14 protein-coding genes and 1 rRNA gene are annotated in these 12390 nt (G+C 46.4%); 14 read left to right on the top strand and 1 reads right to left on the bottom strand.

The window, feature by feature from the left end; genetic code table 11:
- Both rrf and BMY78_RS31175 read left to right on the top strand, forming a co-directional pair.
- Window positions 1-95, top strand: a 5S ribosomal RNA gene (gene rrf / locus BMY78_RS31180); the annotation flags it as partial.
- A 290-nt stretch (window positions 96-385) separates the two neighbouring features.
- Complete coding sequence (locus BMY78_RS31175; RefSeq protein WP_090905247.1) at window positions 386-823, top strand: hypothetical protein; 438 nt, start codon at window positions 386-388, stop codon at window positions 821-823.
- Between the two features lie 634 nt (window positions 824-1457).
- Here the strand turns inward: BMY78_RS31175 and BMY78_RS31170 are convergent.
- Window positions 1458-1982: a hypothetical protein gene (locus BMY78_RS31170; protein WP_090905245.1), complete on the bottom strand. Its 525-nt coding sequence runs from the start codon at window positions 1980-1982 to the stop codon at window positions 1458-1460.
- 597 nt (window positions 1983-2579) lie between these two features.
- Here BMY78_RS31170 and BMY78_RS31165 point away from each other — a divergent pair.
- From BMY78_RS31165 to rsmI, 12 genes are all read left to right on the top strand, one after another.
- Entirely contained in the window at window positions 2580-2765 is a 186-nt protein-coding gene (locus BMY78_RS31165; RefSeq protein WP_024633689.1) for a sigma factor G inhibitor Gin, read from the top strand.
- A 338-nt stretch (window positions 2766-3103) separates the two neighbouring features.
- Window positions 3104-4933, top strand: a complete 1830-nt coding sequence (locus BMY78_RS31160) for an aminotransferase class I/II-fold pyridoxal phosphate-dependent enzyme (RefSeq protein WP_090905243.1) — start codon at window positions 3104-3106, stop codon at window positions 4931-4933.
- A gap of 218 nt (window positions 4934-5151) precedes the next feature.
- Window positions 5152-5580: a CidA/LrgA family protein gene (locus tag BMY78_RS31155; protein WP_090905241.1), complete on the top strand. Its 429-nt coding sequence runs from the start codon at window positions 5152-5154 to the stop codon at window positions 5578-5580.
- Entirely contained in the window at window positions 5550-6242 is a 693-nt protein-coding gene (locus BMY78_RS31150) for an LrgB family protein (RefSeq protein WP_090905240.1), read from the top strand. The genes BMY78_RS31155 and BMY78_RS31150 overlap by 31 nt, the downstream gene beginning before the upstream one ends.
- Before the next feature lie 229 nt (window positions 6243-6471).
- Window positions 6472-7119, top strand: a complete 648-nt coding sequence (tmk, locus tag BMY78_RS31145; RefSeq protein ID WP_090905238.1) for a dTMP kinase — start codon at window positions 6472-6474, stop codon at window positions 7117-7119.
- A 62-nt stretch (window positions 7120-7181) separates the two neighbouring features.
- Complete coding sequence (locus BMY78_RS31140; RefSeq protein WP_017691391.1) at window positions 7182-7511, top strand: cyclic-di-AMP receptor; 330 nt, start codon at window positions 7182-7184, stop codon at window positions 7509-7511.
- Between the two features lie 264 nt (window positions 7512-7775).
- On the top strand, window positions 7776-8219 hold the full coding sequence (locus tag BMY78_RS31135; protein WP_090905236.1) for a YaaR family protein: 444 nt from the start codon (window positions 7776-7778) through the stop codon (window positions 8217-8219).
- Between the two features lie 9 nt (window positions 8220-8228).
- Window positions 8229-9200 carry a DNA polymerase III subunit delta' gene (gene holB, locus BMY78_RS31130; RefSeq protein WP_090905234.1) on the top strand — a complete coding sequence of 324 codons (972 nt, stop codon included), beginning with the start codon at window positions 8229-8231 and terminating at the stop codon, window positions 9198-9200.
- Between the two features lie 117 nt (window positions 9201-9317).
- Window positions 9318-10118, top strand: coding sequence for a PSP1 domain-containing protein (locus BMY78_RS31125; protein ID WP_024633696.1), 801 nt, complete (start codon window positions 9318-9320; stop codon window positions 10116-10118).
- A gap of 28 nt (window positions 10119-10146) precedes the next feature.
- Window positions 10147-10515 carry a DNA replication initiation control protein YabA gene (gene yabA, locus BMY78_RS31120; RefSeq protein ID WP_024633697.1) on the top strand — a complete coding sequence of 123 codons (369 nt, stop codon included), beginning with the start codon at window positions 10147-10149 and terminating at the stop codon, window positions 10513-10515.
- 85 nt (window positions 10516-10600) lie between these two features.
- A complete protein-coding gene (locus tag BMY78_RS31115; RefSeq protein ID WP_090905232.1) occupies window positions 10601-11380 on the top strand; it encodes a tRNA1(Val) (adenine(37)-N6)-methyltransferase in 780 nt (259 codons plus the stop codon).
- Window positions 11381-12262, top strand: coding sequence for a 16S rRNA (cytidine(1402)-2'-O)-methyltransferase (gene rsmI / locus BMY78_RS31110; protein ID WP_090905230.1), 882 nt, complete (start codon window positions 11381-11383; stop codon window positions 12260-12262). It abuts the gene before it with no gap.
- Window positions 12263-12390: the final 128 nt, after the last annotated feature.

The following is a 12390-nucleotide window of genomic DNA, read 5'->3' as shown; positions in this document are numbered from 1 at the left end:
TTCCACACGTACCCATCCCGAACACGACCGTTAAGCCCTCTAGCGCCGATGGTACTTGGACCGCAGGGTCCTGGGAGAGTAGGACGCCGCCAAGCAAAGAACCACTGCCGATGTTATTCGGTGGTGGTTTTTATTTGTCTATAAACAAAAATGAAGGAATCGCTAGTTTAAGGTGGATGGAACTCTGGCTTTGGAAGCTGATACAACTAGAGGGTGGATTGACTTTCAAAAGAGGGCAAAGGAATGCCTTAAAAAGTCTTGAAATGAAGGTAACATTTTTGTTACGGAAAACGCATTCGAAACCAGTATAATAGGACTATGTTAAATATGCTAAAAGTACCTGACCACAGAGCTGGAATGTGCAGCTGTGAAAAGGAGGGTGTGTGTGACAAGTTGGCGAAGACTAATTCTTCATTCGTTTCTCTTGCTCAGCCTGATAGGCGTGCTTGCAGGATGCGGTGAAGCAGGATCTGCATGGACTTCTTATGAAGGAGCGGTAAACGAGAAGGGTTTCCCGGTTCCTAAAGTGGCGAATAAATCTGACCAGTCTGAAAACAATTCGGATATGGATTATGTTCGATATACGCTATCTGGTATTAGTGAGAGCACTAGTATTCCTGAGGTGTATCTAGACGAGATTAAGAGCTGGGGCTGGACAGAAAAGCAAGCCAAGAGTACATCCAATGACTCAAGTTCCCTACGTGTATTTGCTAAAGAAGGGCATACTGTACATCTAGCTGTACATGATGGGTTCTTCACGGTAATGGTTCCGAAAAGTGAAGCTGCTCAGACGACAGTAAAATCACTTGATGATGATGATTGAATGAGTTGTGCTTGGATGTAATGGTTCGACAATTAACGGTGTAATGGTCCGTATGATAGTAAAGCTCCCGATCTGTGATCGGGGGCTTTTTGTATGTCATGAACTATGGGAGATGAGCAATGGATCGTTCGGCGGTTTCTTTTGGCGGTGACTTAACCAGGAGCTGTAGAGAGGAAAGCTTATAGCACTCACACAGGAGACATGAGGCATGGATAGTATGGTGCCTGTAGAGGCTGGTTTCAGTACGCTGGCTGTAGAGTAACTAAATATAGAAGAGGGGAGAAGACAGCGAAAGCAGGTCGATAATGAGCCTAGTACATACTCAATATCAGAAACGATATTCAACAAGCTCGACGTGACAGAACGGAAATGGATGTATTGCGTTGGGGATAACCATTTTAACTATACCCCTGCTGTGGATAAGGGGGAAAGGGAGGGGGAATGAATAAAGGTTATCCACTGTGGATAACCTTTAAGGTTTGGAAGCTTGACGAGTAATCAAGGATGAGTTTCATAGGAGTGGTTGCGTCAGTTTGAATAGAAAGTATGGATGAGCTTTAGCGATTTATGTATTACTTGGTTTCAACTATACATTGCGTGTAGGCAAGGTTATAGATAAAGAATAGAAGAACAATTACTGCAGGTAGTAGGAGACATCTTGTTCATTTAATTTGATAAGCCCGTCCTTACGTTCGCGTGAAAGAACAAGTACAACATATAGACGTGGTACAAGCAGCCACAGATGCCAGAAAATCAACGATAGGGTGAAGGACAAGGGTGACCAGATTAAACAGACGGTAATGATACATAACCCAATCCAGCTCATATTGAGGTGGACCCTAACAAACATGCGGTAGCTAAAATGTTGGTCTGGAATATAGCCGAACCAAGGCATTTTGAGATTCCATCGCCAACGACGTGCATAGGAGGTACGGACCAGCAGTAATATGGTTCTGGCGATCACATAATGAATCCATAATGTAACCGGGCCTGCCAAGATAAAATAAAAGAGGCCAGTCCAGGAGAATGCTAACAGATTAAACAAAAGCATAATTACAGGCAAAGACAGATAGCTGAAGATCACGCTGCGGGCAATGGCCTTTTTTTTCAGAAGCCGGTATTGATAAAAGGTTGCTTTATTCTCCGGTTCGGCGATCATACGATTACAAATCCTCCTTCTGGGATCACGTTCATTTGTAAAAGGTATTCGTTTTCATAAATAAGGAAATGGATGACGCTGAGTTGCACATCTAAACCTTGTATGTACTCCAGAATGATGTACAAGATATGGAAGTAGGTTAATCATATACAAGTATACCTTCGAACGATCTGGCTGTCAGGTTCTGAATGGTGATGTATTATATATCGGCTGAAAATCCAAGATTTTTTAAGAATATAGAATATAAGTTTTTATAGTCATAGGAGGGGGAGCAGATAATCACATGAAAAATACAATGGAGCGCAGCGATGTTTCTTGTAATGGCTGTCCAATCATGGTTTTCATATAATAGAAGAAATTGCAGGTCTGCGAGGTTATAGATACGTTATAAGGTAAGGAGAATGGCTAACAAATGCGGGCTGTTTCGCTGAATTATAGAACCAAAGGCATTTTTCTTATGTTTGTTTTCGGTACAGACACCCATAGAGGGGCAGGCGAATATATATATTTTATAGAAAGAAAGCACTATGAAAAGGTTTAAAATAATAGAAACTGTGCAATACTGATAGTAATACGTAAAACAAGGTGGGATGGTTGATGGAAGGACACGCCGAACACACATGCATTATCTGCGAACAGACCAAAAGAGAAGGCATTTTTATTGTATCTGAATTTATATGTGACGCTTGCGAAGCAGAAATGGTTCATACGGATGCACAGGATGCCAAGTACAATTATTTTATCCATCAGATGAAGCAGATATGGGTGCAAAAGAACGCATAAAGAGCGTTAAATCATATTAGTGAAACATCACATTGAATTGTATCGATGTGCATAGAGGCCCTTAGTGGCCTTTTTTTGTTTCAATCAGCTAAATAAGAAGGGGGAGATGGACATGATAGGCCCTTGGGGTGACTGGATATGATGCTGCTGTGTCGGTGGAAACGCTGATTTACACGGGTGCTGGACAATTCCTGATATAATGAAAGGAGAAGTGCTTCGGCTACATGTTTTGAATACAGAGATCGCAGGAAAGAAACATGAGCGTAAGTCTTTGTTGTTATAGAGGAGCAAGACTACGGACCGTATCAAAATTTATGAATGTACAGGATGATTATTCAATGGAGCATAAATCAAATACCGCACCTTTATATGAGGCGTTGCTTGCGTATCGTGATTCAGGGCAGCGTTCTTTTCATGTACCTGGGCACAAAAATGGACAAGTCTATCGCAGGTTACTGGAGCAAGTGGGCCAGCAGCAGTCAGATGGAGGATTGGGTGACAGTCACCTGAATAAGGGTGAGACAAAGGGAAAACAAAGTTTGGGACGTCCATTAACTGATGGGGAAGAGTGCTTCAGACAAGCTGAGGAACAAGGGCATGGAGATGAAAATGGGCTCACGAATCATGTTGGGAATGGAACTGACGGAACTGCGGTAGATATTGTACCGGTGAGTGCGTTTCTGGAGATGATGCAGCTGGATGTAACGGAAATCTCGGGTACGGACGACTTGCATCATCCAGAAGGGGTTATATTGGAGGCGCAGCAGCTGGCAGCGGATTGTTTTGGAGCAGAAGAGAGCTTCTTTCTTGTCGGAGGTAGTACGGCGGGGAATTTGTCTTTGCTGCTGACTGTATGTAATGAACCTAATAGTCTTGTACTTGTACAACGTAATGTGCATAAGTCTGTCATTCACGGATTGATGCTGGCAGGTGCAAGGGCTGTATTCCTGGAGCCATGGGTTGATCCTGCGAGTGGACTTGCGGTGATGCCGTCGCTTGAGACGGTGCAGGCGGCTGTCCAGGCATATCCTGAGGCAAAGGCAGTAATTGTGACTTTGCCCAATTATTACGGCATGGGCGCTGATCTGAAGCCCATTGCTGAGGTGTGCCATGAGGCAGGCCTGCCGCTGCTCGTGGATGAAGCGCATGGCGCGCATTATGGGCAGCATCCGGAGCTGCCAGCCTCTGCACTGTCCTGCGGAGCAGACGGTGTGGTGCAGTCGACCCACAAGATGCTGTCTGCATTCACCATGGGAGCCATGCTGCACGTTCAGGGACCACGGTTAAGCCGGTCCCTGCTGCGTCAGCGTCTGGCCATGGTGCAAAGCTCAAGCCCATCATACCCGGTGATGGCTTCGCTTGATCTGGCGCGCCGCCTGCTGCATACGCAGGGCGCGAATGCCTTCACGGCGGGACTTGCCGCCGTGGACGCCTTTAAGCGCGGCCTTGCGGAGCTGCCGCGCTTTCGGTTGCTGCAGCCGGGGCAGCTGCTGCAGCAAGAGCCGCCAGCCGGGGCGAAGCCGGCAGCTGGCGGTAAGTCCGAGGCCGCCGCTGGTTCACCGGGGCGGCCTGAAGCTCTGCCCGCGGCGGCGTTGCCTTCAGCCGCGGGGTACACCGCTCAGGACCCGTTCAAGGCCGTCATCTATGACGGCACAGGGGTGCTGAGCGGTTATGGGCTGCAGCAGCAGCTGGAAGCGCGCGGCTGCGTGCCCGAAATGAGCGACGAGCGATACGTCGTCCTGCTCTTTACCTTGGGCTCGACGCTGCGCGATGCCGAGCACCTGTTGCAGGCTTTACATCAAATCAGCCTTGCAAATGAGCAGGCTCATTCACTGCCTTCAGCCTCACAGCGTTTAACAAAAGAGGCTGCAAATTATATTTCCACGTGGAACAATGTTCATGAAGGAACTCCTTTTTCGGAGCCTATCCCGTTCTCACTGCAGCCGATTATGGAGGAGGAGACAATAGAGGTTTCCATCGAAAACTGTATTGGTCTTCGCTCTGCGGAGATGGTCATTCCGTATCCACCCGGCATTCCTCTTGTGTACGCTGGCGAGCGAATAAGCGCGTCTGTGGTAGCACGCATGAAGCTGCTGAGAGACGAAGGAGCAAGGTTCCACGGTGTATCGGATACTTCGCTGCAGTCGTTGAAAATCATCCGGGAATAATGGAGTTTAGCATGCCAAGGAACTTGAGGAGTCAACCAGCATTAAAACGAGCGTTTTGCTTCATTTGATTCGATTCAACCACGGGTACAATCTATAGACGAATAAGCATTTCGGGTATATAGCTTGTTGATTGAAAGACGCTCTTTGGATTCATGCAAAATGCTCAAACAAGTAGGACATTATTGTTGTCTGGACATAAAGAAAGAAGGGAATAAACCTTGGATATTCCGCTAAAAAAATATACGGGAATAGTCCTGCAAGTCATACTGATGTACGGTTTTTATTGGATAGGAAACCTGATTCAGGCTGTACTGCATCTGCCGTTAACAGGAAGTATTGTTGGGATGCTGCTTCTATTTATCGTCATTCAACTGGGCTGGATCAGAATACGTTGGGGCGAAGAAGGATCATCCTGGCTTCAATCGAATTTGCAATTATTGTTTATCCCTCCCACGGTGGGTATTATTAATCATTTTGATTTTTTTAGAGCCAATACGGTGCTGCTTGTTCTGGGGTTAATCGTTAGTACGTTGGTTACCTGTCTGTTGTCCGCAAAAATCAGTGAATGGCTCATGGCGTGGAGATCGACGCATCAAGGCAAGAAGGAGGCGATCTCATGCTCGCATTCATCCTCGGAATCGGAATGATTGCCTTGACCGTGGCTATATATATTCCGGCGACTCATTTATATAGAAGGGTGAAGTGGCCGATTCTTATGCCTGTATTGACGGCAACAGCTGTAATCGTACTGATTTTGCTCATTTCCGGCATTAAGCTCGATACGTACATGCTTGGTGGCAAATGGATACAGGAATTATTGGGGCCGGCCGTAGTTTCCCTGGCATTCCCTTTGGCGAAACACCTTGATGTACTGAAACGGAATATAATTCCGATTTTGGGCGGTACCTTGGGTGGGAGCATCGTTGGCATGTCCACAGGGGCAGCCATATCACTGCTGCTCGGTTATCCGCAAGATATCGTTATCGCATTATTACCTAAATCCATTACGACACCCGTAGCCATTCAACTGGCTGATCAGGTGGGAGGAAATTCATCCTTCACTTCGTTATTTGTGATGATAGCCGGATTTTCGGGGATATTATTGGGACCCATGATTTTGAAATGGGCCAGAGTAAGCAGCAAAAATGCGTATGGGATCGGACTCGGATCGGCTTCCCATGCACTGGGCATGGCAAGATCCTTTGAGTATGGAGAAAATGCGGTAGCGCTGAGTTCCGTATCCATGATTGTCAGTGCTATTGCCGGCTCTGTCATGCTCCCTCTATGGGTATGGTTGATTTACGGCTGATCAGGCTATGTGCCTTAGCGAAAATATTGGAGAATAGCTGACCGCTAACGCGGGATCATGTATAGTATTATAATAAGAAGCTTGTACCAACCTCGAACCAATCTACGGAGTGGTTGTGAACATACACCTCTGGGCGGGCTAATTCATAGTCTGGAGTATGAAAGGATCGAGGTTGTAATTATCGCAGCACAATTAGGAGCAATTATCGATATAGAAAGCAGGGAAGCATATGCAGGGCAGAGGTAAATTCATTACGTTGGAAGGGGGAGAAGGGTCCGGCAAAACCACGATGATCAGTAAGCTAGGTTCTTACTTTGAAGAACAGGGTATACCATATGTAATTACTCGGGAACCTGGCGGGATTGAAATTGCGGAGAAAATACGTGCCATCATCCTCAATCCTCTTCATACGGCAATGGATGCACGAACCGAAGCGCTGCTCTATGCAGCTGCACGCAGCCAGCATCTGGCGGAGAAAGTGGAGCCTGCATTGAAGGCAGGGAAGACTGTTATCTGTGACCGATTTGTCGACAGCAGTCTGGCCTATCAAGGATACGCTCGTGGTCTTGGCGTAGAGAATGTTTGGGCCATCAATCGGTTTGCAATAGGTGAACTGATGCCGGACGTCACACTCTATCTGGATATCGAGCCCGAAGCTGGTCTCGCTCGTATTGATGCCCACGATGGACGTGAAGTTAACCGTCTGGATCTCGAAAGTCTGGAGTTCCACCGCAAAGTGCGTGAAGGCTATTTTCTGTTAAAGGAACAGTTTCCGGACAGGATCAGGGTCATTGATGCTTCTCAAAAGCAAGAAGAGGTCTTCGCAGCGATGATTTTGTCGCTTGAGACAGGGATTTTGAAGGATTTTGACGAGTAATTGTCTAATATATAGACAGGGCATTTCACAAGGTGCTTATTATCTGAAGGAGGTTATGCAGGATGAAACTGATTGTTGCGATTATACAGGATAAAGACAGCAACCGATTATCCAGCGCATTGGTCAAAGCAAATTTTCGGGCTACGAAATTGGCCAGTACCGGTGGATTTTTGAAGGCAGGCAACACGACGTTTATGATCGGTGTCGATGATGGTCAGGTCGAATCCGTAATGAACGTCATTCGCAGCAGCTGTAAGGTTCGTGAACAGCTCGTGACTCCAGTCACTCCGATGAGCGGAACGACCGACTCTTACCTGCCGCTACCTGTTGAAGTTCAAGTAGGCGGAGCTACTGTGTTTGTTCTTCCGGTAGATCGATTCGAACACTTTTAATAGTGCATTTTGCATAAATCCAATGCAGAGTCCTTCTTGTTACCAAGAATCGTGTTCTCTGTCCGAAAAAAACTTTTCGCTCAAGGAAGGTCTTATTTCGGACAGAGGTTGACTAACCAACGAATAGATCCATGTGGTGATATTTAACTACTATTATATATAGATTATGATGCAGCACATATATAAGGTCCTCTCCTCGCACAGGCGCAGCGCGCACTGTGCTGATGGACGATAGGCCTACTAAGATAGAAAGCAGGCGTTTTCATGAAAATCAACCCTGGATTCCGACCGATGCAGAGTGGACTCAGTTCTGCCGATTCCGGCTCCAAACCGGTTCAATCCAAAAATTTCTCTGATATGATGAATCACCAGGGTGAACGGGCATCACAGGCTGAACTTACCCGCCGATTAAGTGAGATCCAGATGCAGGGTGACCGTTTGTCTCGTTCCATGACCATTCGTGAATTAAAATCATACAAGCAGCTTGTAAAAAGATTTCTGGAGGAAACGGTCCGCCGCGGTGTTTCTATGAAAGAGACTCGGGGATGGGATCGTCGTGGAAGAGGGAAGCGTTACAAGCTGATTGATGAGATTGACTCTGCTTTGTTATCTATGGCTGACGAGCTTTTGGAGACAGAGGAAGGCAAGATTACGTTATTACAGCAAGTAGGAGAAATTCGGGGAATGCTTATTAACTTAAGCTTCTGAGGAGGAAGTATGTCCTTTCAACAAATTATGGGTCAGCAGGCAGCCAAGCAGATGTTACAGAGCAGTTTGCGACGTCAGGCCATAAGTCATGCTTATTTGTTTAGCGGACCATCCGGCAGTGGACAGTTGCAGACGGCGATTACATTTGCCAAAGCGATATTCTGTACAGAGCTTGAAGATGATGCCTGCGGACAGTGTCTTGAATGTCGTAAGGTGGAGCATGGAAATCATCCGGATCTAACGATGCTTGCACCAGATGGAAATAACATTAAAATTGATCAAATTCGGGATCTGCAGCGTATCTTTTCGTACCGTTCAGAGGCGGGGCATCCCAAAGTATATATTATTGAACAGGCCGAGAAAATGACTGTGCAAGCGGCCAACAGCTTGCTGAAGTTTCTGGAAGAACCACAAGTGCCGGCGGTAGGTATTTTGATTACGGATAATGGACAGGCGATGCTGCCCACCATTCGTTCCCGCTCTCAATTGGTTCCTTTCAGTGCACTGAATCCGGAAGAGATGCTGCAATCGCTGATTGCGGAAGGGCACCCTGCCAATCTGGCTCGCTCTGCCGTCCATTTAGCGTCAGGACTGGAAGCATGTAGAGAAATTCTCCAGCAGAATTGGTTTGCAGAAATTAGAAACGTAATGTTACAATTAGGGAAGGAGTCCCTGGGTAGAGGAAGTACATCATTGATCTCTGCACAGCAGAAGCTTTTTAAAACCGGACTCTCAGAACACCTGGATACGATGCTTAGCCTGTTCCATTTATGGTTCAGGGATATGCTGTATGTCCAGTATGGTAGGCATGAACATATCGTTTTTATAGATCAGTTGGACATGCTGTCTCAGTTGGCCCATACCCGCAGCACCGAGCAGTGGGTTTCCTACATGGATATGGCCGCAGCATGCAGAAAAAAATTGCGTTTCAATGTCAATGGCCAGCTTTGTCTGGAGCAATTTTTGATCGGTTTGGCATAAGACTGGGAGAGGACAGATTTTGTTCCAATCATATGCAAACGGTTATAACTTCGGCGGGTTCCCTAAGAAGACAGGGCTTCAGACGAAGTGGGATTGGCTTACGAGGGGGTTAATTTTTTGTACAGTGTAGTGGGTGTCCGTTTCAAAAAAGCGGGCAAAATTTATTACTTCGATCCCCTGGACCTTCCCATTGAAAAAGAAAACTGCGTTATCGTGGAGACAGCGCGGGGGGTAGAGTACGGTAAGGTTGTCGTTGGCAAGAAAGAAGTAGGCGAGTCTGATGTGGTGTTGCCGCTCAAAAAGGTCATCCGGGTGGCGGGCGAGACCGATGCCCGTGTCGTAGATGAGAACAAGCGTGCAGCAAAAGAAGCATTCGGTACTTGTTTAAATAAAATCAAAGACCACGGCCTCAAAATGAAGCTGGTCGATGTGGAATTTACGTTTGATCGCAATAAAATTATTTTTTATTTTACAGCTGAAGGAAGAGTGGATTTCCGGGAGCTGGTCAAGGATCTGGCAAGCATTTTCCGGACACGGATCGAACTGAGACAGATCGGTGTACGTGATGAAGCAAAAATGCTTGGAGGGATCGGACCTTGCGGCCGAGTATTATGTTGTTCTTCCTGGCTGGGAGACTTTGAGCCGGTATCAATCAAGATGGCTAAAGATCAGAGCCTGTCACTGAATCCGACGAAAATTTCCGGGTTGTGCGGAAGACTCATGTGTTGTCTGAAATTTGAGCATGATAACTATGAAAGTGTGAGAGAAGAATTGCCGGCTGTAGGCAAGTTGGTCGTCACCTCTTTGGGTGAAGGAAAAGTTGTCGGCATCAATGCCGGTAATCGCACAGTCCATGTTCAACTGTTCGACATCAGTAAAGTCAAAGAACTTCCGCTGGATGACGTCGTTATCAAGTAAACCATAAAGGTTGCTTCGGGGTGGAAACTTGGAAAAGAAAAATCTGTTTACGCACATTCATGAAATGGAAACCCAATTGGGTCAGTTGCACAGTGATTTAGGAGAGTTAAAAATGATTGTTAAAGAGCTGCTTGAAGATAATCAGCGGCTTACCATCGAGAATGAGCAGTTACGCAAACTGCTGAAACGTGAAGCTCCGGCAGATTTGCCCATCGCATCGGCACTCGCCCCGGTAGCAAGGCCTGCAGGTCCAGCTACTGGTGAAGATGTTGTAGGTGAAGGTTATGATAATCTGGCTCGGTTGTATCACGAAGGATTCCATATCTGCAATGTCTATTATGGACATTTGCGGACGGAAGGCGATTGTCTGTTCTGCCTGTCTTTTTTGAATAAATGAAGTGGCCGTAGGGATCCCCTACGGTTTTTTTTCAAGGTTAAGAACCTTGTCTGAGATATAGAGTACCGGAGGATGAGTGTATCATATGACAGAAATATCAGTAAAACTGCAAGATTCGGAGCGAATCGACGATTTGCTCTCCCATGATTTGAAGATTATTCAAAGTGATGAAGTGTTTAGTTTTTCAATGGATGCCGTATTGTTGGCCCGATTTGCTTCTGTACCGAAACGTGGTCGTGTGCTTGATCTATGTACAGGTAATGGGGTTGTTCCCATTCTGTTGACCACACGGACGCAGGCGAGTCTGGAGGGCATTGAAATTCAACCAAGATTGGCGGATATGGCACGTCGCAGCGTTCAGCTGAATGCATTGGAAGAAGCCATTACGATTCATGAGGGTGATTTGCGTGAACTTGTGAAAGAAACGGGCCATGCTGTATACGATGCTATAACGGTTAACCCTCCGTATATGCCCTTGAATGGAAGTGACCTCAAGATGAACACTCATCAGGCAATGGCACGCCATGAAATCGGATGTACGCTGGAGGAAGTCATTCAGGCCTGCAGTCGACTGGTGCGCAATGGCGGTAAAGTATCCATGGTTCATCGCCCGCAGCGTCTAGGGGAAATCATCTCTCTGATGCGTGAGTATAAACTTGAACCGAAACGGATTCGGATGGTACATCCCCGTGCTCATTTGGAAGCCAATATGGTGTTGATTGAAGCGCTCAAGGATGGGAAACCGGAGGTACGCATGCTTCCCCCATTGATTGTCTACAATGAAGAGGGAAAATACTGTGAAGAAATCATGGATATATATTACGGAGCACAACATGCACAACGGACAACGGAAGGAGGGGTTTAGATGACATTGCATATTCAAAAGAGCTACGCGGAGCAGTCGGGTGATGCCGGCAAACTATATTTGGTAGGAACACCGATCGGTAATCTGGACGATATGACTTTTCGAGCTATTAAAACATTGCAGAGCTGTGACATCATTGCAGCGGAAGACACACGTCAGACTCGAAAGCTGCTTACCCATTTTGAAATTACACCATCGATGTTGTTCAGTTACCATGAGCATAATAAGGCAGCCAGTGGGCCTGAACTAATACGCTATATAATAGAAGGAAAAAATTTGGCACTCGTCAGTGATGCCGGTCTGCCGGCCATTTCGGACCCTGGTTCCGATCTTGTAAAACTTGCGCTTGAAGCTGGAATTACGGTCATTCCCATCCCTGGAGCCAATGCAGCGTTATCAGCTCTGATCGTATCCGGCTTGCCGACGGAGCGCTTCACATTCGGCGGTTTTTTGCCGCGGGAGAAAAAAGACATGCGAAAAGTGATGGAAGCTTTTAATGAGTCCAACGGTACGTTGCTATTTTATGAGTCCCCTCACCGTATTCGCAAAACGTTGGCCTACCTCGAAGAGATTCTAGGTGACCGATCGATTGTACTGGCGCGTGAGCTTACAAAACGTCATGAGGAGTTCGCAAGAGGTAGTATCCAAGAGTGTATAGAATGGCTTGAGGAACATCCGCCGCTTGGGGAATATTGTTTGCTTGTAGAAGGTATCAGGGAAGAGGAACGTAAGGCGGAGCGGGAAGCCTGGTGGCAGCTGCTGTCTTTGGAGGAGCATGTGGGCCATTATGAGAATGAAGGACTTAGTCGGAAAGATGCGATGAAGAAAACGGCAACAGATCGGGGTTTGACGAAACGAGATGTGTATAATGCGTTAATCTAATAACGAATCAAGAAATATATACTGGAATAGGGAACATAAACTTAAAGGAACCTTAGACCCAACCTTAATGAAATATAAAAAAATATCAGAGCGGAAAAATAAAACATATTACGCACATCACCGCTCTT

It is taken from the genome of Paenibacillus sp. OK076, assembly GCF_900110055.1.
Taxonomy (GTDB): Bacteria; Bacillota; Bacilli; order Paenibacillales; family Paenibacillaceae; genus Paenibacillus.
Note: the sequence above shows the minus strand (reverse complement) of the source record. Positions and strands in the feature narration are given on the sequence as shown.

Bases quoted from the DNA above. Each gene is read 5' to 3' on its own strand.
- BMY78_RS31170 (WP_090905245.1), bottom strand. From the start codon at position 1,982: ATGATCGCCGAACCGGAGAATAAAGCAACCTTTTATCAATACCGGCTT.
- BMY78_RS31165 (WP_024633689.1), top strand. From the start codon at position 2,580: ATGGAAGGACACGCCGAACACACATGCATTATCTGCGAACAGACCAAA.
- BMY78_RS31160 (WP_090905243.1), top strand. From the start codon at position 3,104: ATGGAGCATAAATCAAATACCGCACCTTTATATGAGGCGTTGCTTGCG.
- BMY78_RS31150 (WP_090905240.1), top strand. From the start codon at position 5,550: ATGCTCGCATTCATCCTCGGAATCGGAATGATTGCCTTGACCGTGGCT.
- tmk (WP_090905238.1), top strand. From the start codon at position 6,472: ATGCAGGGCAGAGGTAAATTCATTACGTTGGAAGGGGGAGAAGGGTCC.
- BMY78_RS31140 (WP_017691391.1), top strand. From the start codon at position 7,182: ATGAAACTGATTGTTGCGATTATACAGGATAAAGACAGCAACCGATTA.
- BMY78_RS31135 (WP_090905236.1), top strand. From the start codon at position 7,776: ATGAAAATCAACCCTGGATTCCGACCGATGCAGAGTGGACTCAGTTCT.
- holB (WP_090905234.1), top strand. From the start codon at position 8,229: ATGTCCTTTCAACAAATTATGGGTCAGCAGGCAGCCAAGCAGATGTTA.
- BMY78_RS31115 (WP_090905232.1), top strand. From the start codon at position 10,601: ATGACAGAAATATCAGTAAAACTGCAAGATTCGGAGCGAATCGACGAT.
- rsmI (WP_090905230.1), top strand. From the start codon at position 11,381: ATGACATTGCATATTCAAAAGAGCTACGCGGAGCAGTCGGGTGATGCC.